Here is a 24996-nt window from a genome sequence, read left to right on the forward strand (position 1 = left end):
CACGAGGGGGCTTTTCATGCCACGCGAGCGCGGGACAGTCAGACCAGCCCTTCCTTGAGCGCCTTGGCCACGGCTCCGGTGCGGGTGTTGACCTCCAGCTTTTCGTAGATGCGGCGCAGGTAGGTGTCCACGGTGTGCACGCTGAGGCTCAATCTGTCAGCGATTTCCTTTTTGATGAGTCCGGTGGTCATGAGCTGCAGGATCTCCTTTTCGCGGTCGCTGAGGCCGTAGTCGCGCTGTTTGGGGGCGAGTTTGGAAAACATGTCCAGCACTCGGCGGGCGATGCGGGGATTCATGGGGGAGCCGCCAGCCAGGGCATCGCGCACGGCCTGGGTGATGTCTGCGCCGCTGCCGGTCTTGAGCAGGTAGCCAGCAGCACCGGCGCAGATGGCCTGGAAGACTTTGTCGTCGTCCTCAAAGACGGTAAGGATGACGACGAGGGTCTTGGGTGAGCGCTCCTTGATAAGGCGGATGCCTTCGAGGCCGCTCATGCCGGGCAGACCGACATCGAGGAGGATCAGGTCGGGGGCATTTGATCCCGAGAGCGCGGCGAGGAGCTTTTCACAGGAGTCGAAGTCGCGCGTGCATTGCAGGTCGGATTCGGTGGCAAGGAGACGCACGAGGGTGCGCCGGAAGGAAGCATGGTCTTCGACGATCCAAAGGGTGCTCATGAGAAATCGGCCTCCAAGGTGATGCAGGTGCCGCTGCCGGGAGTGCTGGTGATGTGCAGGCTGCCGCCAAGAACGGTGGCGCGGTGGTGGAGATTAGCCAGGCCGTTTCCGGCGGTGACAGCGGCGGCATCGAAACCGCAGCCGTTGTCCTCGATGCGAAGATGGAAGTGTTTTGCCTTCCAATTCACCTGGATGCGCACCTGTGCGGCATTCGCATGACGGGCGATGTTGTGCACGGCCTCGCGGAAGAGGAGAAAGACCTGGCGATGGAATTCGAGGGAAGCGGTGGCGGGGTCGGTGCTGTCGGGAGCCTCAAGCTGCCAGTGGATGTCTTTGAGCAAGGAGGAGGCACTTTGACGCATGGCGGCGACAAGGCTGGAAAGCGGAGGAAGATCGCCCTCGCGAACGAGCCAGATGATGCCGCGCATGGACTCGGCGGCCTCTCCGGCGAGGCGATGGATTTCCTGAAGGGAGTCGGAGGCGGGTCCATCGCGCAAGGCCAGCTCTGACATGAGGCGGATGCTGCCGAGGTGGCTGCCGATTTCGTCGTGGAGGTCGCGGGAGATGCGGTGGCGCAGAGATTCCATTTCTTGCTGACGAGAGCGGCGGGAACGCAGCCATGCGAGCCAAGCAGTGAGGATGGTGAGGGCTAAGACACTGCCGCCAAGCCATGCGGTGCGCTGGTATGCAGTGGCAAGCGCCTGTGTGCGCTGAGTTTCCAAGGTGGTGAGCTCATCGGTGATCTGACGGCGCTGGGAGAGAGCTGCGAGCCAGGTGGATTCATCCACCAGCGCGCCGGTGCTGCTGCGTGCGTCGATAAGGCCTGCGCGGGTCCAGGATGCGGAGATGGTGTCGTCGGAGCTCGTGACTGCGGAGCTGAGCGCGATGTTGCGACCGTGATCAAAGGCCTGCAGTTCTGCGAGTGCGAAGACGAAGTCGCCGCTGCGTTCCCAAAGATGCGTGGCGGTGACGCGGATGGTCTGAGAGCGCAGGCCGGGGCACGGGAAGGCAACGGGGGTGTCTGCGGGATTGCTGAAATCGGCGGTGGTGGTGTCGAATATCACTTTGCCATCCGCTTCCACTTTGAAGCGGCGGGGAAAGCCGAAGCCGGAACGCTCGGGGTAGTCGCGGGGGTGGGCGGGGATGAGGCGGATCTCGTCGATGGAGCGTGGGGCGCCCAGATCCACCTGAACCCATTTGGTGGCCTCTGCGGTGGTGGAGATGCCGCTGTGCCAGCCGTTGCCATTGATTTCATCCGGATGCACTGGAAGGCCTAGAGAGTAAGCGCCATCGACGAGATGACGCGGGGACCAGGTGGGGAGGGTTTCGACGGAGTTGGGGGCGAGGACCTGGGCGTGCAGGGCCACGTTGCGACCGGCGCTGAAGACCATGAGCTCGCCGAGGCAGAAGATGAAGCGGCGGGTGCCGTGGGGCTGGGCGGCGAGGGTGGTGGCGGTGAAGCGGATGTGGCGTGCTTTGATTCCATTTCCTGCCACGAACCATGGCGCGGGTGAGGGTGGATTGTTGCCGGAGAAATGGTCGAATAGTGTGTCGGATTCGGCAAAAAGGGGGTCGTTTGAGGCGTCGATGCGGAAGCGACTGGGGAAGCCGTAGGCCTCCACCACGCCGAGCATGGCAGGGATGACGACGACGGAGTCGAGCGGGTACTCGGCACCGAGGTCGATCTGGACCCAGCGGACGGAGTCGGCATGAGGGGCGAGGCCGCTGTGGAAGCCGGCGTGCTCCAGGGGCTGGGGTGCGGGCAGGGCGGGAAGTTTTGACAGCGCAGTCTGGAGCTCGTGCTGGCGATGGTCCAGGGTGGAGAGCTGGGGGTTCAGCCATGACCATGGAGCACCGGCAGCGAGGATGGATGCGAGGATGAGCAGGGCTGGTTTCAACAGAGGGACCATTCCTGACAATGGGACGAGTGCAAGGCACGTGAAGGCGGGACAGGGGGAACTCGGCACATCGACTGACGTAGGCGGATGGTGTGCCCCTCACCCCAGCCCTCTCCCCGAAGCGAAATATGGATTGTTGTCGTATGTCAGGGGCGGGGAGAGGGAGAGCCGCGTGCTGGATTGAGGAGCGCTGATCGACAGACGGGAGTGTCTATCGTACTTCCATGCGGTGGCGCTGGGGAGGTTATCACTGTGTCAGGTCAGTCCAGTGAGCGTGCCAGTGCTGGAGCCGAATTGGTCGGACTCGACGCCGAGGCGGTGGAGGAGGGAGATGAAGAGGTTGCTGAGGGGGAGGTTGGTGTCGCGTTTGAAGGCGAGGTGCTGGCCGTGTTTGAAACCGCCGCCGGCGAGGAGGATGGGGAGGTTGGTGTTGTCGTGGGTGTTGGCGTCTCCCATGTTGCTGCCGAAGAGGACCATGGTGCGGTCGAGGAGGCGGGCGTCGTCTTCCTTTTTTGAGGCGAGGGTTTGGATGAGCTTTTTGAAGAGGCGCATCTGCTCGAGGTCGGCTTCGGCGAGCTGGCGTACTTTTTCCTCGGCCTGACCGTGATGACTGAGGCCGTGGTAGCCTTCGGTGGTGTTTTCATCGCCGTGAAGATGAAAGGCGGGAGTGGCGAAGGCATCGACCATGAGGGTGACGATGCGGGTGGAGTCCGACTCGAAGGCGAGCTGGGCCATGGAGAGCATGAGGTCGAGCTTTTCGAAGATGAGTTTTTTGTCGCGGATGTCTTCGGGCTCGGGCTGGGGGGCGACGGGCTTGGGTTTGAGCTCCCATTCCCGGGCGGTGAGGAGGCGTTCTTCGACTTCGCGGACGGAGGTGAGGTATTGATCAAGACGGGCGCGATCGGTGCTGCCGAGGTCGCGGCTGAGGCGTTTGGTTTGATCGAGAAGGGTGTCGAGAATGCTGCCGCGTTCGTCGAGCTGCTGGAGTTGTTTTTTGACGGCGGCGGGATCGCCCTGGACGAACATGCGGCGGAAGAGGGCGGGGGCGCTGTCTTCGGCGGGGAGAAGGACGCCATCGCGTGTCCAGGAGAGGCTGCGGTTGGCCTTGTCGATGTTCACGCCGAGGTTGAGTGCTGGGTAGCGGGTTTGCTGGCCGAGTTTTTCGGCGATGTATTGATCGAGGGAGATTTGATTGCGGAAGCCGCTCTTGGTGGGGCCGCGTGCGGCGGTGAGGAAGCAGTTTTCGGCGCTGTGGCCGCCGTTGACGTCGGGGTGGGAGAGACCGCTGAAGAGGGTGAACTCGTTGCGGACTTCGGCGAGGGGCGCGAGGGTGGGCGAGAGTTCGTAGTCGCGGCCGGTGGTCTTTGGGAAGAAGGGTTTGGGGAGGAAGCCGAGGTTGTTGGAGATGATGAGGAGACGTTGGGGAGGTTTTGTCTGTGCGGATTTGCCGAACACCGGGTGAAGACATTCCAGCATTGGCAGGGCAAGCGTTACTCCGGCGCTATGGAGAAAGCGGCGACGGGAGAGGGATTTTGCGATGTAGGGAACGTGCATGGAGACTCGCGAGTTAACGCGCGGGAGGAGGTGTGGCGGGGCGTTTTGCAGACGCTGCTGGGACCCGTTGGGTGTGGCGGAGTGGTGGATTTGCTTCCCGGTCGGGTTGGGGCATACCCAGGGGAGCACTCGCTAAAGCTCGGCACCCCTGGGCTGAATTACGCAGCCCCTTTGGGGCTGGTGTAGTGCGGAGTAGCGTGGCGAAAGATGGCGGCGGCCAGACTCGCGCCGTTGTGTGCGAGGGGAGCAGGCACGAGGGGTGGCGGCGCGACAGAATATAGGCAACGCAGGGAGGATTCATCGGAGCTTTGACTTTGAATGTTCGAACGGTTAACCTCGGCCCATGACTCTCAGCGAAATCCTGCCATCGGCCTTGTTGCTGCCAGCAGCGGACAAGCTTCGTTTGATTCGCTATCTGGCGGTCGATATTGACAACGAAGACAGCGTCGCGCCTCTGGAACATGGTCGAACTTATGCGCTTCAGTCGCCTCAGTTTGAGGAGGGGGCAGCGGAGGCTTTGATGGGAGTTCTTGAAAGCAACCAGCATTGAATCAGCGATGCGGCTCCCATACGATGCAAGGCAACGTCCCATGCTGCCGATTACATTGAGAGGTGGCAGTTTGGCCGAGGAGTTCAGCGCCTTGGTGGACAGCGGGGCGGACGTCAACGTTCTACCATGGTCGGCAGGCCTGAAGCTGGGATTGGTTTGGAATGCGAACAAGGCCACCCTGCGTGTTGCTGGAGTGCCGAGTGGCGCGGTGGCGATGCCAGTGATGGTGACGGCTAATTTTGGCGAGTTCAGCGGCATCACGCAGGCTTTCGCATGGTGCAACTCAGACCACGTGCCTCTCGTGCTGGGGCAGACAAATTTTTTCATGGAATTCGACATCTGCTTTTTCAATTCCAGGAAAGAGTTCCAAGTGGTGCGCAAGGCGGGCTGATTATTCATTCTGACTGGCAGCATCTGAGCAGCAACCGAGGAAGATGGGGCTTTGGATGAGGGCGTGGAGGAGGTCGCGGATGGGGTAGTTGTTTTTGGCGCAGGCGTTGAGGAGGGATTCGATTTGGGGGCGGTCGGAGAAGCGGACGGGGGTGCCGGTGGCGTAGAGGGTGAACTGGTGGAGGAGATTGCGGGCGAGCTGGCGGGGATTGGCGGCGAGGAGGGTTTTGAGGTCGTTGATGTTGGCGAAGGTGCGGCCGTCGAGGAGTTTGCCATTGGTGTCCACGGGGGAGGCGATGGTGTAGCTGAAGCTGTGTCCGGCGCGGTCGATGCCGGTGATGCGTTTCCCTTCCTCCAGGCCGCGATAGTGGGTGCGCCAGCCGCCGAGGATGTCGAAGTTTTCCAGGGCGAGGCCGACGGGATCGAAGCGGGCGTGGCAGGCGGCGCAGGTTTTGGATTTGGTGTGGAGGGCGAGGAGATCGCGGATGGTTTTGGCGCCACGGATGTCAGGCTCGACGGCGGGGACGCTGGCGGGAGGTGGTGGAGGGGGCTGGCCGATGAGGCGCTCCATGACCCAGGCGCCGCGAACGACGGGGGAGGTGGTGGTGCCGTTGGCGCTGACTTTGAGAATGGCGGCCTGAGTGAGCAGTCCGCCATGCGGGCTGTCTTTGGGCAGGGTGACCTTGCGCATGGCTGAGCCGATGAGTGGTGGAAGCTGGTAGTGGGTGGCGAGGCGGTCGTTGGCGAAGATGAAGTCTGACTGCACCAGCACGCTGGCGGGCAGATTATCACGGATCATCGACGTGAAGAAGGTGCGGGTCTCGCGCTCCATGCTTTCGACGAGGTATTCGTCGAAGCGATACTCGGGGAAGAGGCGGATGTCGGGATCGTCGCGGCGGATCTGGCGGAGGCCGAGCCAGCAGTCGGTGAAGTTTTTGACGAAGCGGTCAAAGCCTGCGCTGGCGATGAGGCGGTCTGTTTCCGCGCGGAGCACCTGGGGATCGCGCAGCTTTTTGTTTTGCGCGAGCTGCATGAGCTGCGCATCGGGGCGGGAGTTGGTGAGGAAGTGGGAGAGGCGGGAGGCGATGGCGAAGTGGTCGTCTGCCTGGATGGGTTCGCGGACGTAGATGAAGTCGCCGGAGGCGAGGAAGGCTTTGTAACCGGCGAGCATGGCCTCGGCGAAGGAGGCGTTTTTGGACAGGCGCTGCTGGATCAGGACATCGAACTTTTTCAGGTCTTCTTCGGGGATGGGCTCGCGTGCGGCGAGTTTGACGAAGCGGCGGAGGAGGCGTTTGGCGTCCTGTTGAGGGTCCTGGGGTTTGACCTCGATGCCGAGATCGTCAAAGAGGACGCGGTGGGAGGCTGGGGGCCAAGTTTGGGATTCGATGGGGCCTTCGATTTCGAGCCACTGAACGGCGAGGCCGGGCTGGCCGCCCTCTGGGAACGGCGGGTAGCGGTACGAGGGAGCGGAGCCGTTGGGGTTCATGGCCAGCGGCATGGGGAGGCCGAGGAGACTGTACTCGATGGCCTCGCCTTCGCGGAGGCGGACGGTGGTTTCATAGACGCGCTTTTCAGGCTGGATGTCGATGATGCCGCCGGAGTCGTGCACCTCATTGATGATGTCCACACCGGCGGGCTTGCGGGTGCGGAAGGTCATGGGCAGGGGCTTGGTGGCCGGAGTGATGACGAAGCCGGGCTGTTGAAGGACTGCGCGGGCGGAGAAACGGACTTTGTAGTTTCCTGTGCGCTTGGCGGTGAAGTGTTTTGGGGTGCCGAGGTAGGGCCAGCTGGCGGAGCGGAAGAGCGCCATCTCGAGCGTTTCATCCTGGGCGCTGTGCTTTTCGTTTTTGTCGTGATGGCCTTTGAGGTCGGTGGCTTTGCTGTCGCGAGTGAAGAACATGGCCTCGCGATTGCCGAAGGTGCCGGTGCCGGGGAAGAGATCGGTGCCGACGGCGCGGTATTTTTGCACTGGGGGCGGTGCGGGCTCGGTGGTCACGGCGGCGTGCAGCGCGGCCTCTGCGGCGTCGAGGTAGGCGACGAGCTGGACGCGAGACATGTCGAGCATGTCGGTGGTTTTGTTGAAGCGGTGGCCTTCGCGGTCCTCGGGGAGGATGTCGCGGATGTCGAGATCGGGAAGCTGGAGGATGTCGCGGAGGTTTTGCTCGTACTCGTCGCGGTTGAGGCGGCGGAGGGGGCCGCGACCATGGGCGAGAATGTCGGCGTGATCGGCGGTGGTGATTGAGGTGGCGAGTGACTGGACGAGGGCTGTGCGCTCGGGCTGCGGGAGGTCTTCGGGCTTGGGTGGCATCTCGCCTTTTTCGACACGGTCGTAGATGCGGATCCAGCGGTCGCGGGTGGCGGGGTCGGCGAGATCGAAGGTGAGCGAGGTGAGGTCGAGGCCGCCTTTGGTGGTGTCCTTATCGTGGCATTCGATGCAGCGCTGCTCGATCTGCGGAGGGGTGGTCTGGGCGTGTGCCAGGCCGATGGTGAGAACGAGGGCGGTGAGCATGCAGAGAAGGTGCGTGGGACGAGCCTGGGCTCTGCGGCTGCGGAGACAAGGGGAAGACATGGGGGGAATGGGGGCGCTAGAGTTTACAAAGCGCGGGGGGTGTTTCTGTCAGGGTGTGCCTTCTCCAGCCGCACCAGGATGTATCTAAAATGCACCCGGGGGATGATTAACAGGGAATGAGCGAGGTGTGGTGTGAGGACGCTGCACGGCGTGGGGAGTTGGTGGGGACGTGCGGCCGGAGCCGATGTGGACATCGGCGCTGCCAGCAATGAGCGGCTGGAAGGCGGCTGTGGAGCGTGGGAGGGTTGCAGGGACGTGCGAAAGCGCCGGAGGACCGGCGCACTCCAAAACGCTAGCGCGTGCTGCGGAAGCTATGGGCTATTTCTTGTCTGTGGAGGTCAGGATCTCTTCGAGGACGCGGCCGTCGGGCTTGGGGAGCTGGAGGCCCATGAGTTTGGCGATGGTGGGGGCGACGTCGAGATTGGCCATGCGATCTAGGACGACGCCTTTTTTGATGCCGCGGCCGCTGGCGATGAAGATGCCGTCGAGTTCGGGGTCGCCGTTGAAGTAGCCGTGGGTGCCGGCGTAGTTGACGGAGGGGGTGACGGTGGCGTCTCCTGCGGCATCGTTTTTGAAGGCGTAGCCGGGTTTGGGGTAGAGGACGAGATCGCCCATGCCCTGGTTTTCCTCAGGGGTGGGCATGCCGAGGGTGTGGCCTTCTATGCCGTCGATGACGCGGTCAACGCCTTCGACTTTGGAGAACATGTCTTTGAGCTTGGGCAGGAGCTCGGCCTTGCGGGCGGGATTGGTGACATAGACGAAGGCCATGCCGCCCTGGGTCATGGAGTAGGCATCGCAGGTGGTGATGGAGGGACCGATGCCCTGGGCGAGCCCGGCTTTCTTGAGCTCGACATTGGGGAGGATGATCTTGGTGACTTTTTTGAAGCCGTGGTCGGTGGCGATGACGAAGGTGGTGCTGTCGCGGAGGCCGCTGTCTTCGACGGCTTTGACGAGGTCGCCGACGAGGCGGTCGGCGTAGGCGAGGGCGGTGTGGCTGGCCATGGAGCCGGGGCCGTAGGTGTGGTGGGTGGAGTCGGTGTTGAGGGTGTGGTAGAGCAGCAGGTTGGGCTTGTGGGTCTTGAAGATGTGGATGGCGGCCTTGGTCCACATGTTGTCAAGGAAGGTGACGCTTTTGCGCTGGGGGCCGAGCTGCATCCAGGTGATGTCCTGGGGCTTGATCTCGCCGGCGGCGATCATTTCTTTTTCGACTTTGCCTTCGGCTTCGGGGAGCTCGGCGAAGCTCCAGTCGATGGTCTTGGCCTTGGTGACGGCGACCCAGTCTGACTCGGCAGTGGTGAGGCCGGCGTCGTGAGCGACGTCGTAGAGGGTGGGCACATGGACGAGCTTGGTTTTATCTGCCCACTGCTCGATCTTGGGGGGCTTGTTGTCCCCCTGGCGCACGAGGAGGCCATTGAAAAGGACGCCGTGCTTGCGGGGTTCGACACCGGTGACGAGGGTGGTGTGATTGATCCAGGTGATGGAGGGATTGCTGACGGTCATGGCCTTGGTGCTGGCACCTTCGGCGGCGAGCTTGCGCAGATTGGGGATCTGGAGGGATTCGTCATTCCAGAGCCAGGCGGGGAAGCCATCGAGGCTGATGAGGATGACGTGCTGGTCTTTGGGGTCGGCGGACGGTGACTTGGAGCAGGAAGTCAGCGTGCGGACGATGATGAAGCTGATGACGAGCAGGAAACAAAATTTCATTTGGGGCGAAGGGTTACGGATGCTTGTGTCGTTTGCTTTCTCCCTCATGAAGTCTGCTGTCTTTTTTCTCCTCACCGCCATGTCTGCACACGCTGTCGAAATCGTCGCTCATCGCGGGTTTTCCGCGCGAGCACCGGAGAACACGCTGGGATCCTTTGAGCTGGCGTGGAAGAACCAGACGGATGCATGTGAGCTGGATGTGTACCTGACCGCGGACGGGAAGACGGCGGTGATCCATGACAAGGATACAAAGCGGACGACGGGCACAAAGATGGATGTGGCGACGACGAAACAGGCGGAGCTGACGGCGCTGGACGCGGGATCTTGGAAGGGCAAGGAGTGGGCGAAGGAGAAGATCCCGACGCTGGAGCAGGCGCTGGCGACGATGCCGAAGGGGAAGCAGCGGTTTTTTATCGAGGTGAAATGCGGGCCGGAGATCGTGCCGGAGCTGAAGCGGATTTTGGAGCCGATGAAGGATCGCGCGGCGCAGCTGGCGATCATTGCGTTTAATCGCGGGGCGGCGGCGGAGTCGAAGAAGGCGATGCCGTGGGTGAAGGTTTACCGACTGGCCTCTGGCAAGACGAAGGAGAGGAAGCCGACGGATCTGACGCAGCTCATTGCGGATACGAAGGCGGACAAGCTGGACGGGCTGGACCTGGGAACGAGTGATTTCCCGTGGGATGCGGCGATGGTGAAGCAGGTGCGCGACGCGGGCTTTGAGCTGTATGTGTGGACGGTGAACAAGGCGGCGGATGTGAAGAAGTTTGCGGCGCTGGGGGTGGACGGGATCACGACGGATGATCCGGTGATGGTGAGGGAGGCGCTGGGGAAGTGAGAGGCTTGGGGTGAAAAGGAGGCGTTTCTTTTTTGCAAGGGAATGGAGAGCAAGGGAATGATCTGATTTGAAAGGATGGGTGCGTGGGAATGCCGCACCATCACAGATGATCTGGTGATGGAGGCAATGGGAAGCCGTGAGGGCTAAGGAGCGGGCACTTCCAACTGCTTGCAGATGGCGCGAGCGGTGTTGTCCTTGACCTCGCGATGCCGTGGGACGCTGGTGATCTTGCGGTTGGCTGGATTCCACCAGATGGAATGGCTGCCGCCTTCGCGATACAGCTGACAGCCATGTCCACGCAGATGCCGCTCTAGATCGGCGAGCTTCATGCCGCGGCAAGTTCGAGCGAGCGTTTGAGACTGCCGGGGCTGCGGGTTTGGTCGGAGAGTTCGCGCTGGCATTCCAGCACGAGCTTCAAAGCTTCCATGAGATTGCTTTCTGCTTCCTCGATGGTTTCGCCCTCGGAGATGGCGGCAGGAATTTCCTCCACCCAGCAGGTGAAGCCACCTTCGGGGGCAGGTTCATAAACGGCGGTGAAGCTCATGGGAAAGAATAACGGCTCAGGCGGGACAATTCAATGCCGGAACTCCGTTTGGATGCTGGGAGGCAAAGCCTTCGGTGAATTTGCCTGTTCTTTTGGAATCGACATAGGGAAGTTTACCTGCATCCTCCGTTCATGCGTTCCCTGTCCTCATTGATCGCCATGATTGCGTTTGTTGCCTGCGCCAAGGAGCCGGAGAAGACAGCGGCGCAGCTGAAAAGCGAGATCCATGCTGCCGCCGAGGCTGCCGAACAAAGCGTAAAGGACTGTGACAAGGCGGCAGCCGAAGCTGCTGCCAGCAGTGCCGCAGCCGCAATGGATCAATTGCGAAAACTAAAGGTGCCGGCGGATGCGGCGCTGGTGGCCGAATGCGAAGCGGAGGCACGGAATGCCGGACTGCGAGCGGAGCTGGTGATCGAGAAAGTGGCGCGCAATGAAAGACTGGCTGGATGGCGGGCGAAGACGTATTATGCGGTCGAGTCCGCGACGTTCACGGTGTTTTTCCACGGGCTTTCCCTGGCAGCGGATCAGGCTGCGGCAGGACGTCTGGAGCTGCTGCCTCAATCTGTACAAGATGGAGCCAAGAGGGCGGCGGAGTTCATTGAGTCTTACGTTGGTCCGCAACGCCTGGCCTCGGGCGAACTGAACTGGAAGAATGTGAGTGTTGAATTGAAGAAGTTTGCTGAGTCACCGCCGGTGGACCTGCGGGTGCTGATGGTCCTGCTGATGTCGCTGGGCATGGACTTCAATTCTGCGTTTTATGAGATTGAAGCCATTCCGGAAGGCGCGATCAAAACGGCGGAGCTCCAGGCTACGTACCATGTCCTGCGAGGGGTGGCTTATTTGGGGCAAGGCTATGGTCAGCTGGCGTTTACCGAATTTGAAGTGGCAGACCGCCTTTCCAGCAGTCCGGAGGTGCAACTGGACCCCATGAAGAAATGCGGGGTGCACCTGCTGCTGGCGTGCTACTTCTTGAAGGAGCAAAGGTGGTCTGATGCGGACCGCTGCCTTGCCTCTGCAAGCCGTGCGTGGCCCGACAATCCGGTGGTGATTTATCTGACTGGGGAGCGCGAGATTGCGGGCAAGGACTATGCGGCGGCGGATGAATCCTTTGCGAAGGCTCTGAAGGGCACGGACTATGAATGGCTGGCAGAGAAAATTGCGGCACGAGTGAAGCGGCTGCGTGACAACCCTGCCAGTCTGGAGCCCTTTTTGTTGGACCACCGAATGATGGCGGACCTCGCCTGGTCGTTCATCAAGAACCAGTCGGAGAAATCGGATGCCCTGAAGAAGCTGCAGAAGCAGGTGGATGCGACGCAGTCCTTCCTGCAGGAGCTGAAGAAGAAGATCCCTGATGTGGAGCTGAAAATGCCTGAACTGAAGGGTCTGTTCAAGAAGAGCGCAGAAGCGCCCACCGACAAACCGTAGGCGGCCGAAGTTGGAGGCCGAAGTTGGAGGCCGAAAAATGCAGAGCGGAATATTCCGCGGACGAAGGTAATCTTTCGCGGTGAGTGGGAGATCGTGCTATCTCAACGGCCCCCAATTATGTCTCCGATCACTCCTGCTGTTATTTCTGCCAAAGACCTGCGCCTGCAATTTGGGCTGCAGCAGGTGTTTATTGATGCGACGATGAGCATCCATGAAGGGGAGAAGCTGGGGCTGGTGGGACGCAATGGATGCGGGAAGACGAGCCTGATGCGCATCCTGGAGGGGACGGAGAAGCCGGACAGCGGGACGATCTCGCGGAGGAATGGCATTATTGTGAGCCATCTGGCGCAGGAGTTTACGCTGGATGAGGAGGCGAGCGTGATGGAGAACGTGCGCTCTGGGGCTGCGGCGCTGCTGGAGATGGTGGCGCGGTATGAAAACGGCGACTACAAGGGGGACCAGGAGGCTGAGCTGCTGCACCAGATCCAGCTTCACGACGGGTGGGGGGTGGAGACGCGGATCAGCACGGCGATGAATGAGCTGGGGGTGCCTGCGGCGGACCGTATTGTGAAAGGGCTCTCGGGTGGTGAGAAGAGGCGTGTGGCACTGGCGCGTGCGCTGGTGGCGCAGCCGGACCTGCTGCTGCTGGATGAGCCGACGAACCATCTGGATGCGGAGTCGATCGAGTGGCTGGAGATTTTCCTGCGGGAGTTTACCGGGGCGGTGCTGTTTGTGACGCATGACCGGTATTTCCTAGACCGAGTGGCGACGCGGATCATCGAGATCGATGACAGCCGGATCTACAGCCACCCGGGGAACTACAGCGACTTTCTGGAGAGCAAGGCGATCCGCGAGAGTGTGGAGGCGAACTCGGAGCGGCGGCGGCAGAGTTTTCTGCGGCATGAGCTGGAATTTGTGCGGGCCGGTGTGAGCGCACGGCGGACGAAGCAGAGATCGCGACTGGATGAGTATGCGCGTGTGGCGGCGATGGATGCGCCGGAGGAGGAGCTGGTGATGGATTTGATTATTCCGCCGGCGGCGCCGCTGGCTAACACGGTGATTGATGCGGTGGAGATTGGTGCGCACATCAATGACCGGTGGTTGTTCAGCCATCTGAATCTGAGCTTTGAGGCAGGGACGTGCACGGGGATCATCGGCCGCAACGGGCTGGGCAAGACGACGCTGCTGCGCATTCTGATGGGCGAGCAGGAGCCGAACGAGGGGAAGGTCACGATCGGCAAGCGGACGGTGTTTAACTATGTGGATCAGCAGCGGCTGCTGCTGGACCCGGAGAAGAGCGTGATGGAGGAGGTGGCGGGGCCGAACTCTGACTTTGTGCAGTTTGGCCCGGAGAAGCTGCACGTGCGGACGTACCTGCGGCGGTTTCTTTTCAGCGATGAGCGCGCGACGATGCGGGTGAAGGAGCTGAGCGGTGGTGAGCAGAGCCGGGTGCTGCTGGCGAAGATCCTGCGACGTGGCGGGAACTTTCTCATTTTGGATGAACCGACGAATGATCTGGACCTGCAGACGATGCGGGTGTTGGAGGAGGCGATCTTATCCTTCAAAGGATGCGTGCTGGTGGTGAGCCATGACCGGTACTTTCTTGATCGGGTGTGCGACCGGCTGATCGCGTTTGAGGGACAGGGGCGCATCCATGAATGCGCGGGGAACTACAGCTACTACCAGGAGAAGCGTGCGGCGAAGGCTGCGGCGGAGCTGGCGATGGTGCAGGCGCCGGTGAAGAAGGAGAAGCCGGCAGCGGTGAACAATACGAAGCCGAAGAAGATGTCGCAGAAGGAGCAGCGTGAGCTGGCGGAGGTGGAGGCGGCGATGGCGACGCTGGAGGGAGAGATCGCGGCGATGGAGGCGGAGCTGAGCAACCCGGAGACGTTTGTGAAACTGGGGGCCGGGACGAATGACTACATCGCGAAGCTGGAGGCGAAGAAGGCGGAGCTGGAGGGGAAGTTTGCGCGGTGGGCGGAGCTGGAGGAGATCAAGGCAGCGTGCGGGGGGTAAAAAGAAGCCCAGAGTTTTTGCAAACTCTGGGCTCGATCGAAACAGGCTGTCGGGCTTGAGGCGGAGCTATTCGAGCACCTTGATCTTGAGGTTGCGGTAATAGACAGGGGCCTGGGCTTTGCCGTGGAGGCCCTGGAGGCCGATGGGGCCGGAGCGGGCGAAGTCTTTGAGGGCTTTTTTGAACTTGTTGGGGGTGCCGTCGGGGTTCTGGCCGACATTGGGCCAGTTGTCGAGGTTGGCGTTGATGACTTCTTCGCCGTTGAAGACGACGCTGATCATGGGGCCTTTGCAGGTGATGGTGAAGTGATTCCACTCGCCGACGGGCTTGGCCATGCTCTTGCTGGGGGGCATGGCGTCATGCTTGGCCATGCTCTTGCTGGGGGGCATGGCGTCATAGATGGCGGCGACCATGCCGTACTTGCTGGCGTCCGCCGACTCGTGGACCTGGATTTCGAGGGCGGCGAGGGTGTCCTTGATGTTGCCGGAGCGGAGGAAGACGCCGCTGTTGGATTCCTTTTCGACCTTGAACTCGAGGTCGAGGATGAAGTCGCCGTAGGAATCCTTGGTCCAGAGGGTGTCGTGGTCCCTGGCGACGAGGATGCCGTCCTTGTACTCCCACTTGCCAGGGGCGACGGTGTTGGAGAGGTCGGGGGCGAAGAGGTCTTTCCAGCCGGTGGTGTCGGGATGATCGGCTGCCAGGGAGAGGGAGGCGGTGGCGAGAAGGGCGAGGAGCGTGCTTTTCATGGGGGAGGGATAACGCCGGGCGGCATGGGAAGATTCCAAATTTCAGCAGGAAGAGGGGCGGCGGACAGCGGGGGCGGCGCTGGTTTTGGGGCGTTCATTGAGGCCGGAGCGGGCCGCCGGGACATCAGGGATAGCCGGAGCTTGGATTATAGGATTGCTTTTTTTTGCGGCTTGGCCAATTCTCCATAAAATAAATCGTCCGTCTATCACCACCTCAGCTCCATGAAATCCGCCCACTCCCTGGTCCTCCTCTCGGTTTTTGCCGCCTTGTCCCTCACCTCCTGTGGTCATGACTGGAGCTGGAGCGGTGGTGGCTACAAGCCCGTCTCTCTGGGTGGCAGGTACTACAGCAGCAACTTCAACGGAGCGCCAAGCTTTGGCGGCCATGGTGGCGGCTACGGGAATGGCTACAGCGTGTGGCCCCAGCCCACGATCAACTACGGTGAAAACTTCACGTGGGAAGATGATCCCAACAACGTGGGCAACAGCTGGGACCACGGCACCGTGGCGGTGCCGCAGAGAGTGCTTCTATATCCCTCCACCAGCCGCCAGGTATCGACGTACGACACCGTCCGCACCTCCGGCAAATAATCCCTTCCCATCGAAGGTGATGCTGGTCTGAATTGGAAGAGCGTTCTCGGAAGGGAACGCTCTTACTGCGCCGCCGCTGGTGTTCCAAAGACGAACGTGATTGTCGCGCCCGGCGCTGAGGAGCTCGCCTTTGGGTCCGAAGGCGAGGGCGAGCACGCCATTGGGAATCTTGCCGTAGAAGCCCTGCGGGCGCGCCGGGGGATGGGCATTCGTTTTGGTAATGGCGGGCCAGCCGTCCTTGGCGTCCCACCAGATGAGGAGGCCGTCTTCGCCGCCGCTGGCGAGCATTTTGCTGTCGCTGCGCCAGGCGAGGGCGCGAACGGAGGCCTTGTGCTCGGAGAGGGAGAGGAGGATGCCGCCGCCGGTGGCGTCCCAGAGATGGATCCCCCCCGCCCTGTCTGAACTGGCGAGCTTTTTGCCGTCCGGGCTGAAGGCGAGGGCGGTGATCCAGTCGGTGTGCTTGGTGAGCTTGTGGCGGAGTTTGCCATCGGCGGTGCCGTAGATTTTGACGACCTTGCCGGAGCCGCCGAGGGCGACGAGCTGCTGATCGGGGCTGAGGTCTGCGGCGAGGACGGCGTCGGTTTCATCGCCGATGGTGGTGAGGCGTTTGCCGGTTTTGACCTCAAAGAGGACGACGCTGCCGGACTGGACGGGTTTGCCACCGGCGACCATGAGGACGCGGCCATCTGCGCTGAAGCGGATGACATTGGGCTGGCCCTCCGGGAAGGCGAGGGTACCGATGTCATTCTGTGTGGTGGCATCGAGCAGGCGCACGTGCTCATGACCGGCGACGGCGATGAGAGGGGCGCGGGGGCTGGCGGCCATGGCGATGACGGGGAGCGGGCGCTTCAGCGTGGGGGGCGTGAAGGGAGGAAGCGACTCGGGCATGGGAGGGGGGCCGTCGAGTTTGATTTCGGTGGTGGGGGTGAAGGTGGTGTCGCGTTCGGCGACGAGGGATTTGCTGGCGGAGGATTCGCGGAGGCCGCCCTGGATCCACTGGCGGATGAGCTCGATCTGCGGGGCGGGAATGGCGGCTTTTTTGGGCGGCATGCGCTCGGCATCGTCCTCGGCGGTGATGGCGGTAAAGAGGAGGCTTTGGCTGGCGCGGCCGGCGATGACGGCCTTGTCGCCGCTGCCGCCTTTGAGGACGGCGGTGAAATTGGCGAGATTGAGGTCGGCCTTTTGTTCGTCGTCGCCGTGGCATTTGAGGCAGTGCTCACGGAAGATGGGCTTGATGTGCTCGTCGTAGGTGATGACGGGATCTGCGGCACCGACTGAGGCGGTGGTGATTAGAGCGGTGAGGAGGAGAAGGAGGCGCATGATCTTTGCAAAGGAATGAGAGAGCAAGGGAATGGGGAGCGGAGGGGCCTGACCTTTGTTTGCTCAGAGGTGAGTGGAGGGTGGGTGAGCGGAAGAGAGGTGGTGGTTTCTTTGGCAGGGGAATTTATTGGCAGAGGAATCGGAGAGGGATTGATGTCCGGAGGGGAAGGTCGATTCAGCCGAGGGCTTGAGTTTGGGGAGATGCGGAGCCGTCTGTGGCGGAGGGACGGGAGAACGCTGCTGGTGAGCGCGGCGTGCGAAGGGGGCGCTGGGTTTGCTTCCGGATTTGACGGGGCTGTGACCCAGGGCTTGCTCGTGCCTCGCTGCGCCCTGGGCTGAATCCTCTGCCCCTTTGGGGCAGGTGCCGGGCGAGGCGTTTGAGGTGAAAAGAGAACAAACCTGTTTTCAATATCTCGTGGTAGAGGACGGGCCAGAGGCTTGCCACCCTTGCGTCCTTCATTCCAACTGCCATCAGGGGGGACCCAGGACCTGCTCGTTCTCGTGCCTCGCTGTGTCCTGGGTCGAATCTGAAGCCCTTTTATTAGGGCAGGTGCCGGGCGGGGCGTTTGAGGCGACAAGGGAATCGACCTGTTTTCATTGGCTCGTGGTAGAAGCCGTGCCAGCGACTCGCCACCCCTGCTTCTTTCACTCCACCTGCCATCAGCCCGGCCGTGCTGGTGCGACGGGCGGAGGGGCTTTTTGTGTACACTGCCGGTGAATGCAGATGGCGCATGCGCCGCCCCGAGCATGCAGTGCGATGCAGCCGGGATATGCTTTTGAAACGGGCTGAACGCTGCGCGCATGGATCAATGATTGAAGATGAACTCGGTGGAGTTGAGGAGGCTCCAGAAGATGTCCTGGTAGGGCTTGCGGTCGCGGGTGTCGCTGCCGACGAGTTCGAGGAGGGCCTTGAGTTCTTCGGGGGTGGGCTTGCGGCTGACGGCACGGAGGTAGAGGTCTTCGATGATGGTCTCGGGGGGCGTGCCTGCCTTCAGATGTTTTTCGATGACCTGCCCTGCGCCGACCTGATTCTGCACGGTGTCTCCGGCGACCATGTGGAGGGTTTGGGAGAGGGTGGGCTCAAACTTGGTATCGCACACACAAACGCTGGCGCGGCCAGCACGGCCGAAGGTTTCGAAGAAGGGATCTCCGGTGTTGGCATTCGTGGTGTCTCCGGGGGTGCGGGGGTAGTGCTGGACGGCCTTGGTGCCTTTGGGGAAATAGACGAACCCGCGTTCGCCATCGGTGGCTTTGACGATGGCATCCAGCAGGACATCGGCACGCAGGCGACGGAGCTGGGCGCGGGAGAACTGGCGGGTGTCGTCGGCGTTGGTCTTGTTGGGCTGCGCAGAGAGCTGGTAGGTGCGCGAGGTGGTGATGTCGCGAATGAAGGCGCGGAGATTGAAGCCGGAGTCGCCGAGGTGCTGAGCGAGGGCATCAAGCAAGGGGCCGTTGGTGGGGGGATTGCTCACGCGCATGTCATCGAGAGGCTCGACAAGGCCACGGCCCATGAAGTGGGCCCAGATGCGGTTGGCGAGGTTGCGGGTGAAGAGCTCGTTCTTGGGCGAGGTGAGCCAGGCGGCAAGGGCCTGGCGGGGGTCTTTGCCCTTCGGCACGCTGCTTTCGCCGCCGAGCACGGTGGGGAGCATGGGGCGCTCATCGACGAGGTGCCTGGCGGGGGCGGCGGAGAGGTCATTGAAGACATAGAACTCGCGGGGCTCGACGCCGAGCTTGCGCTGGATGCCGGTGAAGAAGCTGACCCAGCCGTAGTAGTCGTCCATGGTCCAGCGGTCGAAGGGATGGTTGTGGCATTCGGCGCACTGGATGCGCACGCCGGTGAAGAGCTGGGAGAAATCGGCGGCGAGGTTTTTGGGGGTGACCTTCACATCATGGACGAGCATGGTGTAGAGATTGGCGGGGCCGCTGTTGAGGTTGCTGCCGGTGCCGGTGATTTGATCGGCCACGAATTCATTGAGCGGGCGGTTCTGCGCGATCTGATCGTGAATCCACTCGTAATAGACGTCGGCAGCTTTGACATCGGTGGCGGTGGGGGCGTAGCCGCCGCCTTTGACGCGGAGCATTTCGGCCCAGAGATCGGTCCACAGGTCGGTGAAGCCGTCGCTGCTGAGCAGGCGGTCGATGAGGACGGTGCGTTTGTCCCTGGAGGTGTCCGCCATGAAGTCGCGGTAGTCCTTGGTGGAGGGCAATGAGCCGCTGAGGTCGATGAAGACGCGGCGGAGAAAGGTGGCATCGTCGCAAACGTCCGAGGGAAGGAGCCGGAGCTTTTGCAGGCGGTCGTGGATGATTGCGTCGATGTAGTTGTTCGCGACGGGATTCGTCCATTGGTAGTTTTTGTCCTGCGGAAGGACGATGACTTCGGAGCCGATGGTGAAGCGGTTGAAGCGGGCGAAGACGTGGGTGTCGCCACGGCCGGTGGAGGTGACGACGCCGTTTTTGTCGATCTTGGCGGTGGAGGGGTTGTTGGAGGCGAAGAGGGCGAGATCGGTGACGTCGCGCCTGGAGCCGTCGGAGTAGCGGGCGGTGACGGTGGTCTTTTGCGTGCCTTTGCCGCCTTCGAAAACGATGCGCTCGGGGGCGAGGGTGATTTCCACGGGCTGAGGAACGGACTCGGCGTCATCGGGGGCACCGGCGGCGATCCAATTTAACAGGGTCTGGTAGTATTTGGTATCGGGCTTGAAGAGCTCGCCGCCGGTGTGAGGGACTTTGCCGGTGGCTTTGAGGAGAAGGAGGCTTTGCTCAGGGGCGGCGAGATTGACACGGCGGCCGACCATTTCCTGGGTGATGCGGTAGTAGTCACCCTTCGCATCGTAGCCGAAGAGGGAGAGCATGAAGCCGTCCTTGCCGCGGGCGGAGCCGTGGCAGGTGCCCTGGTTGCAGCCGGAGCGGAAGAGGATGGGCATGACGTCGCGGCGGAAGCTGGGGGCTTCGGCTGTGGCTGCTAGAGGGAATAGCAGGGCGAGAAGAAAGGTTTTCATTTTGGCAGGGGAATTTTTTGGCAGAGGAATCAGAACCAGAATGGACGGATTTATTTGATCAGGGTGGTCAGGGTGATTTCCTGGCGGTTGAAGTTGATCCAGTGGATGGCCTTCAATGGGAGGGTGGCGAGGAGGCGTTGAAGATGCGGGCGATGCCGGGGAATGTTTTCGGTGAGACCGCTGACGTAAAAAGCGATGTGGTCTGCGAGCATGCGTGTGGCGTGGGTACCAAGCTCAATTCCATTGCTGGTGACGGTGAGGCGGGTTTCAGGGGCGGCGAGAATGCAAGAGAGGGCTTCTTCGTAGAGGCTGGCTTCAAGGAAGCCGCCGAGATCGTCAACGAGGCCGGTGAGGTGTTGTTTGAGAAGCTGGCAGCGTGGCGATAGAGGCTGCCAATCGTTTGTGCTGATTTTGGCGGCATGCCGTTCGGGTGCAGTGACAGACATGATGCGCAACTTTCCATCCACATTGTTCCCACGAAAGTTGATGAGCTTGATGCAGCGGATGCCGAGGCACATGGCATAGTTGAACAACTGCGCATCATGAGCGCGAGTAAACTGGGTGACCGTCTTCAATTCATACACTGCATGGTCCGCGACCAAGTCGAGGCGATATTCTTTGGTGAACGGGCCATGCGTCACATAAAGCGGAACTTGTGTGGCAACGTCTTTCACCCCCGCTGTGCGCAGGCGATCGGCCAACTCATTTTCATAGACACGTTCATCACAAAGCCGACCCAGCTTGTTCTGGGCAGCATAGGCGCAGTCCATTACGAGTTCATCGCGCCTGATGAATTCGTCGCGTGTCAGATTGTCGATGGATATGGCGCACTTGATCGGCATCAGTCGAAAGTAGAAAATTCAGTCATTCCTTTGCTCCTTCATTCCTTTGCCAAAAGAGAGGCGTTCATTTGAGGGCTGATTTTTGCAGAGCGGGGTCGACGCGGAGGATGGCTTTGCCCATGCGCTGGCGGATTTGCTGGCCGCGTTCGGTGACGGTGATTTCACAGCTGAGCTCTTTGTACTGACCGAGGAGGGCTTCGGGGGTGGCGGAGATTTCGAAGGTGAGGTGTTTGTCGCCGGGCTTGAGTTTGGGGTCGTTGACGACTGTCACGCCTTTGGGGAGACCGAGGAGGATGGCGGAGGCTTCGCCTTCGAAGGGTTTTTTATGCTCAATGTCCCAGACGACCTGGGCTTTTTCACCGCGACGGATGGCAGTGGGGTTGCTCTTCAGGGCGATGTAGGGCTGGGCAATGGTGAGGTCGATGAACTTGGTGGAGGTGCGGGAGCGGCCGGTGCCAAGATAGTACTCGCCGCCGACCGTGGAGGCGGTGATGGCGAGCTGATAGGTACCGGGCGCGGCGGAGGCACTGGCGCTGAGGCGGAGGGTGCCTTCGCTCTTGTCGGCAGGAAGGGTGATGGTGGGCTCGCCTTCGACACCAGGAGGGACCCAGTCGAACTGGTACTCAATGTCTTCTGTGAAACCGGGCTGGCGGGTGACTTTGACGGCGAGGGAGAGTTCGCCATTTTGTGAGAGGGGAATCTGCGGCTGCGCGACTTCGATGCTGAAAGGCGGCGGCTCCATGACGGCGAGTGCGTAGTGATCAACCACAAAGGAATGCCAGGCGCGGCCGCCGGAGTGGCCGAGGAAGGGGAAGGACTGCTGCGAGTGGCTGACGAGCGGCGTGCCGTCTGCGGCTTTGCATTCGAGAGAGATGAGGGCGCACTGGGGTTTCACCCCTGCTGCAGCGGCGAACTGCACGGGCACCTGGCGCTGGCCTGCGCGGATGCGTGGGGCGGTCATGGTGACGCCCTGGGGCAGGCCGTGGGCGACGAGATCGAGCTCGCCTTTGTAGGTGTTGCCGGGGCCGTCGGCGAGATTGACGTTCACGGTCCACTGCCCGCCCTGGGGTACGGTGATGCCGGTGAGCCGGGGGCATTCCACCATGTCGATGACTTTGGCCTGGAGGAAGGTGCTGACCTCAGCGCGCACGGGCTCGACCTCGATGCGATAGACGGAGGTGGGATCGCCGAGGCCGCGCATGTCTGTGATGCTGAGAGTGTAGTCGCCGTCTTCCTTGGGCTCCCAGACAATGGCGGGGTCCATCATTTCTTTGCGCTGGATGGCGCGGCTCATGGCGTAGAGGCCGCGGTCTTCGAGAGTGGCGTCGTCTGCGGTGACATCGGCTGATTCGGAGCCGACGCGCTGGATGGTGATGCGGGGGTCGAGCGGGGTGCCGAGAGAGCGGGCGAAGACTTTCACATGCCAGCGCTCGCCTTTTTTGACGGAGAGCTTGAAGGAGTCGCTATCGCCGGGGGATTCGATGATGCCGTTGAGGGCGGCGGGGAGGGCCTTGACGGTAGTTTCTGCGGCGGTGCGGTCTTCGAGGATGTTGTCATACTCGCTCACGCGCATGGGGAGCGGCGAGGGCATCTTGTTGTAGAGGGAGAAGTCGCCGGGAGTGGCGGGCAGGGTGAGGGTTAGTTTTGCTTCGCCTGCGGGGTCGCCGAGGAGGGTGGCCTGCAATGAGTCCCCTGCCCTGCCACCGGCGGGGTAGGCGACGAGGGGGCGAGGGTTATCACCGATGTGGGCGAGGTAGTAGCAGCGGGGGCCGTCTTTGAAGACGCGCTGCTTGATCTCGACGAGGTAGTCGCCGTCCTTGGGCAGGACGATGCTGGTGATGGGGTCCTGAAGATGGAGGGCGCTGTCGTCATTGCGGGCGAGCTCCTTGCCGGTGGCGTCGAGGAGGCGGACCATGAGATCGAACTCGGACTCGGCGTAGTGGCGCTCAGTGAGCCAGACGGAATCAACTTCGACGGAAAGGTGCTGGCCGGCCTTGCCGCTGACGCGGTAGAGGTCCACATCGCTGAGTTTGACGGAGTCGATGCGGCCGTGGACGGTGGTATTGAGGGGGATGGATTCGGCGGTTGTGTCGTTGGCGCCCTGCTTTTGCTCCTGCTCGTGGTAAACGGGATGGGCGGTGACGGCGAAGGTGGAGAGGGTGGTGAGCTCGGTGGCGGTGCGCAGCTTGAAGGGGTGGAGACCGAGGGGGCAGTCCGGGGCGATTTCGAATTTGCAGAGGACCTGGTCTTCACGGTAGCCGCCGTGGTGGAGGCCGACCTTGGGCATGGGCGGGAGGGCTTTGACCTCGGTGCATTGGATGCCGGGGCGGAAGAAGAGGATCTCGCGGGGGTCTTTGAGGTGGGCGCCGTCGAGGATGACTTCGACGGTGGTGCCGCGCTGACCAGCGCGTGGGGTGACGGCCTCAATGTGGTGGACCATCGCGTGGAGGATGGCGGGGGCTGCGATGAAGAGGAAGCAGAGGAAAAAGCGCATGGCTATAGGAGGAAGAAGGCGCTGTTTTTTAGCAAAGGAATGAGGGGACAAGGGAATGGCCGGAGGGGGATCAGAACAAGGGAGTGCCTTTTTTCTGCGTCGGTGGTGGGACGGAAGGGGGCGCTGTTTTGTGGCAGTGGAATGGATTGGCAGAGGAATCAGAGAGAGAGGATGAGAGCTGGCGCAGAGAGAGGGGGGGATGTTTTATCTCTGTGTGCTGAGTGTTTGCGACGGCCCAAATGCCGCACACGGAGTGTGCGGACTACTTTGCTGGCGCACTCGCGATGCCCTGAGGGTCTTTTGCATCGTGGGTTTAAGAGATAATGGCTTTGACGACTTTGCCGTCTTTGACGATCTCGATGGGGCGGGTGCCGCCGAAGGCCATGAGCTCTTCGTTGGAGTCGATGCCGAGCTGGTGGTAAACGGTGGCGAGGAAGTCTTCGAGCTTCACTTCATCGCGTGCGGGTTCGGCGGAGGTGGCGTCAGAAGCGCCGTAGATCTGGCCGCGGGTGATGCCGCCGCCGGCAAGGAGCATGGAGTACACTCGGGCCCAGTGGTCGCGGCCGTTGCTCATGTTGACCTTGGGCGTGCGGCCAAATTCGGTGGTGACCATGACGAGGGTGCTGTCGAGCATGCCGCGCTGATCGAGGTCGGTGATGAGGCCGCTGATGGCGTGGTCGAGCGCGGGCATGAATTCCGTGCAGGTGCCTTTGATGTCCACGTGGGAGTCCCAGGAGCCGTAGTTGACACTGACGAAGCGGACGCCGGATTCGACGAGACGACGGGCGAGGAGGAGGCGCTCGCCGACGGCGGCGGGGGCGCGCTGTTTCAGCTCGTAGCCACGACCGTAGAGATCGCGCATGGCGTCGTTTTCATCGGCGAGGGAGAAGGCTTTGCGGGCGGCGTCCGAGGTGAGGAGGGTGTAGGCGCTTTTGTAGAAGTCGTCCATGGTGTTGAGCTTGTCGATGTCGGCATCGAGTTTGCGGAGCTGGCCTTCGACGATGTCGCGCGCGGCTTTGCGGCGCTCGAACTGCTGCATGGAGACGCCATCGGGGATGCTGAAGTCACGGACTTTGAACTCGCCCTTCGCACCCGGGTCGGCATTGAGCTGGAAGGGGCCGTACTTGCTGCTGAGAAATCCGGTGCCGCCTTCAAAGCCGCGCATCGCGGGAATGGCGACGTAGGGGGGCATGTCCCTGCGCACGCCGAAGAGGTGAGACACGACGCTGCCCATCTGGGGGTAGTCGATGACGGTGGTGGGGGTGTAGCCGGTGTAGAGGTGGTAGGTGGCCTGCTGGTGGTCGGGGATCTTGCCAACGACGGAGCGGACGATGGTGAGCTTGTCGGCGACTTTGGAGAGGCGGGTGAAGTTTTCGCTGAAGACTTCGCCGGTTTTAGTTTTGACCACGCCGAAGCCACCGCGGTACTCGGTGGGAGCCTCGGGCTTGGGGTCCCAGGATTCCTGCTGGGCCATGCCGCCGGGGAGATGGAGGTGGATGATGCTTTTGGCTTTTCCTTCCTTGAAGAAGCCGGGCTCGACGGTGGCACGGGCTTCGTGTTTCAGGAGGTCGGCCATGCTGAGTCCGAGGGCGCTGCAGAAGCCGATGCGCATGGCCTCACGGCGGCGAAGGTTCATCTGACGGAAGCCGGAGCAGCCGGTGGTGGAGGGCGCGTTCATGGGACTGGGGAGGGATTGCGGGGAAGCGTGTGGTGGAGTTTACTGAGCGAGGCTGGGTTTCCTTGCGTGACCCCGAGAACTCGGGGAGCGATGGCTCGTGTGAGAGGTTTGGATTTTGGCAAAGGAATGAAGGAGCAAGGGAATGGGGAGGAGAGTTGATGGATCCGATCTGGGT

General features: G+C 61.8%; 19 protein-coding genes. 6 read left to right on the forward strand and 13 right to left on the reverse strand.

Going from position 1 to position 24996, the window contains the following annotated elements; genetic code table 11:
• Window positions 1-38: 38 nt before the first annotated feature.
• From ACILSQ_RS00305 to ACILSQ_RS00315, 3 genes are all read right to left on the reverse strand, one after another.
• Complete coding sequence (locus ACILSQ_RS00305) at window positions 39-671, reverse strand: response regulator (protein ID WP_395741565.1); 633 nt, start codon at window positions 669-671, stop codon at window positions 39-41.
• Window positions 668-2569, reverse strand: a complete 1902-nt coding sequence (locus tag ACILSQ_RS00310) for a histidine kinase (protein WP_395741566.1) — start codon at window positions 2567-2569, stop codon at window positions 668-670. Before ACILSQ_RS00310 ends, ACILSQ_RS00305 begins: the two co-directional genes overlap by 4 nt.
• Window positions 2570-2824: 255 nt before the next feature.
• A complete protein-coding gene (locus ACILSQ_RS00315) occupies window positions 2825-4123 on the reverse strand; it encodes a DUF1552 domain-containing protein (protein WP_395741567.1) in 1299 nt (432 codons plus the stop codon).
• A gap of 343 nt (window positions 4124-4466) precedes the next feature.
• Between ACILSQ_RS00315 and ACILSQ_RS00320 the strand changes: the two genes are divergently transcribed.
• On the forward strand, window positions 4467-4673 hold the full coding sequence (locus ACILSQ_RS00320; protein ID WP_395741568.1) for a hypothetical protein: 207 nt from the start codon (window positions 4467-4469) through the stop codon (window positions 4671-4673).
• Window positions 4654-5064, forward strand: coding sequence for a hypothetical protein (locus tag ACILSQ_RS00325; RefSeq protein WP_395741569.1), 411 nt, complete (start codon window positions 4654-4656; stop codon window positions 5062-5064). The genes ACILSQ_RS00320 and ACILSQ_RS00325 overlap by 20 nt, the downstream gene beginning before the upstream one ends.
• Here the strand turns inward: ACILSQ_RS00325 and ACILSQ_RS00330 are convergent, their stop codons facing one another.
• Together ACILSQ_RS00330 and ACILSQ_RS00335 are read right to left on the reverse strand one after the other, a co-directional pair.
• Complete coding sequence (locus tag ACILSQ_RS00330) at window positions 5065-7632, reverse strand: DUF1592 domain-containing protein (RefSeq protein WP_395741570.1); 2568 nt, start codon at window positions 7630-7632, stop codon at window positions 5065-5067.
• Window positions 7633-7950: 318 nt separating this feature from the next.
• Complete coding sequence (locus ACILSQ_RS00335) at window positions 7951-9336, reverse strand: alkaline phosphatase family protein (protein ID WP_395741571.1); 1386 nt, start codon at window positions 9334-9336, stop codon at window positions 7951-7953.
• A gap of 79 nt (window positions 9337-9415) precedes the next feature.
• Between ACILSQ_RS00335 and ACILSQ_RS00340 the strand changes: the two genes are divergently transcribed.
• Window positions 9416-10171 (forward strand): glycerophosphodiester phosphodiesterase, encoded by a 756-nt coding sequence (locus ACILSQ_RS00340; RefSeq protein WP_395741572.1) that lies wholly within the window; start codon window positions 9416-9418, stop codon window positions 10169-10171.
• A 143-nt stretch (window positions 10172-10314) separates the two neighbouring features.
• On the opposite strand, the gene ACILSQ_RS00345 is transcribed toward ACILSQ_RS00340, so the two are convergent.
• Entirely contained in the window at window positions 10315-10500 is a 186-nt protein-coding gene (locus tag ACILSQ_RS00345) for a type II toxin-antitoxin system HicA family toxin (RefSeq protein ID WP_395741573.1), read from the reverse strand.
• Entirely contained in the window at window positions 10497-10715 is a 219-nt protein-coding gene (locus ACILSQ_RS00350; protein WP_395741574.1) for a type II toxin-antitoxin system HicB family antitoxin, read from the reverse strand. The genes ACILSQ_RS00345 and ACILSQ_RS00350 overlap by 4 nt, the downstream gene beginning before the upstream one ends.
• A 132-nt stretch (window positions 10716-10847) precedes the next feature.
• Between ACILSQ_RS00350 and ACILSQ_RS00355 the strand changes: the two genes are divergently transcribed.
• Both ACILSQ_RS00355 and ACILSQ_RS00360 read left to right on the forward strand, forming a co-directional pair.
• A complete protein-coding gene (locus ACILSQ_RS00355; RefSeq protein ID WP_395742387.1) occupies window positions 10848-12140 on the forward strand; it encodes a hypothetical protein in 1293 nt (430 codons plus the stop codon).
• 117 nt (window positions 12141-12257) lie between these two features.
• Window positions 12258-14156 (forward strand): ABC-F family ATP-binding cassette domain-containing protein, encoded by a 1899-nt coding sequence (locus tag ACILSQ_RS00360; protein WP_395741575.1) that lies wholly within the window; start codon window positions 12258-12260, stop codon window positions 14154-14156.
• A gap of 66 nt (window positions 14157-14222) precedes the next feature.
• Here the strand turns inward: ACILSQ_RS00360 and ACILSQ_RS00365 are convergent, their stop codons facing one another.
• Window positions 14223-14900, reverse strand: coding sequence for a DUF1080 domain-containing protein (locus tag ACILSQ_RS00365; protein WP_395741576.1), 678 nt, complete (start codon window positions 14898-14900; stop codon window positions 14223-14225).
• A gap of 222 nt (window positions 14901-15122) precedes the next feature.
• On the opposite strand from ACILSQ_RS00365, the gene ACILSQ_RS00370 reads away from it, so the two are divergent.
• Window positions 15123-15491: a hypothetical protein gene (locus ACILSQ_RS00370; RefSeq protein ID WP_395741577.1), complete on the forward strand. Its 369-nt coding sequence runs from the start codon at window positions 15123-15125 to the stop codon at window positions 15489-15491.
• Here the strand turns inward: ACILSQ_RS00370 and ACILSQ_RS00375 are convergent.
• The 5 genes from ACILSQ_RS00375 to ACILSQ_RS00395 all read right to left on the reverse strand — a co-directional run bounded on the left by ACILSQ_RS00375 (window position 15429) and on the right by ACILSQ_RS00395 (window position 24821).
• Entirely contained in the window at window positions 15429-16811 is a 1383-nt protein-coding gene (locus tag ACILSQ_RS00375; protein ID WP_395741578.1) for a WD40 repeat domain-containing protein, read from the reverse strand. The genes ACILSQ_RS00370 and ACILSQ_RS00375 overlap by 63 nt on opposite strands.
• A gap of 806 nt (window positions 16812-17617) precedes the next feature.
• Window positions 17618-19807 carry a DUF1549 domain-containing protein gene (locus ACILSQ_RS00380; protein ID WP_395741579.1) on the reverse strand — a complete coding sequence of 730 codons (2190 nt, stop codon included), beginning with the start codon at window positions 19805-19807 and terminating at the stop codon, window positions 17618-17620.
• 50 nt (window positions 19808-19857) lie between these two features.
• Window positions 19858-20649, reverse strand: coding sequence for a GxxExxY protein (locus tag ACILSQ_RS00385; protein ID WP_395741580.1), 792 nt, complete (start codon window positions 20647-20649; stop codon window positions 19858-19860).
• A 64-nt stretch (window positions 20650-20713) separates the two neighbouring features.
• Window positions 20714-23143, reverse strand: a complete 2430-nt coding sequence (locus ACILSQ_RS00390; protein WP_395741581.1) for a serine protease — start codon at window positions 23141-23143, stop codon at window positions 20714-20716.
• A gap of 313 nt (window positions 23144-23456) precedes the next feature.
• A complete protein-coding gene (locus ACILSQ_RS00395; protein WP_395741582.1) occupies window positions 23457-24821 on the reverse strand; it encodes a DUF1501 domain-containing protein in 1365 nt (454 codons plus the stop codon).
• Between the last annotated feature and the right edge of the window lie 175 nt (window positions 24822-24996).

The organism is Prosthecobacter sp., assembly GCF_044227185.1.
Classification (GTDB): domain Bacteria; phylum Verrucomicrobiota; class Verrucomicrobiia; order Verrucomicrobiales; family Verrucomicrobiaceae; genus Prosthecobacter.

Bases quoted from the DNA above. Each gene is read 5' to 3' on its own strand.
- ACILSQ_RS00305 (WP_395741565.1), bottom strand. From the start codon at position 671: ATGAGCACCCTTTGGATCGTCGAAGACCATGCTTCCTTCCGGCGCACC.
- ACILSQ_RS00315 (WP_395741567.1), bottom strand. From the start codon at position 4,123: ATGCACGTTCCCTACATCGCAAAATCCCTCTCCCGTCGCCGCTTTCTC.
- ACILSQ_RS00320 (WP_395741568.1), top strand. From the start codon at position 4,467: ATGACTCTCAGCGAAATCCTGCCATCGGCCTTGTTGCTGCCAGCAGCG.
- ACILSQ_RS00330 (WP_395741570.1), bottom strand. From the start codon at position 7,632: ATGTCTTCCCCTTGTCTCCGCAGCCGCAGAGCCCAGGCTCGTCCCACG.
- ACILSQ_RS00335 (WP_395741571.1), bottom strand. From the start codon at position 9,336: ATGAAATTTTGTTTCCTGCTCGTCATCAGCTTCATCATCGTCCGCACG.
- ACILSQ_RS00340 (WP_395741572.1), top strand. From the start codon at position 9,416: ATGTCTGCACACGCTGTCGAAATCGTCGCTCATCGCGGGTTTTCCGCG.
- ACILSQ_RS00345 (WP_395741573.1), bottom strand. From the start codon at position 10,500: ATGAAGCTCGCCGATCTAGAGCGGCATCTGCGTGGACATGGCTGTCAG.
- ACILSQ_RS00350 (WP_395741574.1), bottom strand. From the start codon at position 10,715: ATGAGCTTCACCGCCGTTTATGAACCTGCCCCCGAAGGTGGCTTCACC.
- ACILSQ_RS00355 (WP_395742387.1), top strand. From the start codon at position 10,848: ATGCGTTCCCTGTCCTCATTGATCGCCATGATTGCGTTTGTTGCCTGC.
- ACILSQ_RS00360 (WP_395741575.1), top strand. From the start codon at position 12,258: ATGTCTCCGATCACTCCTGCTGTTATTTCTGCCAAAGACCTGCGCCTG.
- ACILSQ_RS00365 (WP_395741576.1), bottom strand. From the start codon at position 14,900: ATGAAAAGCACGCTCCTCGCCCTTCTCGCCACCGCCTCCCTCTCCCTG.
- ACILSQ_RS00370 (WP_395741577.1), top strand. From the start codon at position 15,123: ATGAAATCCGCCCACTCCCTGGTCCTCCTCTCGGTTTTTGCCGCCTTG.
- ACILSQ_RS00375 (WP_395741578.1), bottom strand. From the start codon at position 16,811: ATGCGCCTCCTTCTCCTCCTCACCGCTCTAATCACCACCGCCTCAGTC.
- ACILSQ_RS00380 (WP_395741579.1), bottom strand. From the start codon at position 19,807: ATGAAAACCTTTCTTCTCGCCCTGCTATTCCCTCTAGCAGCCACAGCC.
- ACILSQ_RS00385 (WP_395741580.1), bottom strand. From the start codon at position 20,649: ATGCCGATCAAGTGCGCCATATCCATCGACAATCTGACACGCGACGAA.
- ACILSQ_RS00390 (WP_395741581.1), bottom strand. From the start codon at position 23,143: ATGCGCTTTTTCCTCTGCTTCCTCTTCATCGCAGCCCCCGCCATCCTC.
- ACILSQ_RS00395 (WP_395741582.1), bottom strand. From the start codon at position 24,821: ATGAACGCGCCCTCCACCACCGGCTGCTCCGGCTTCCGTCAGATGAAC.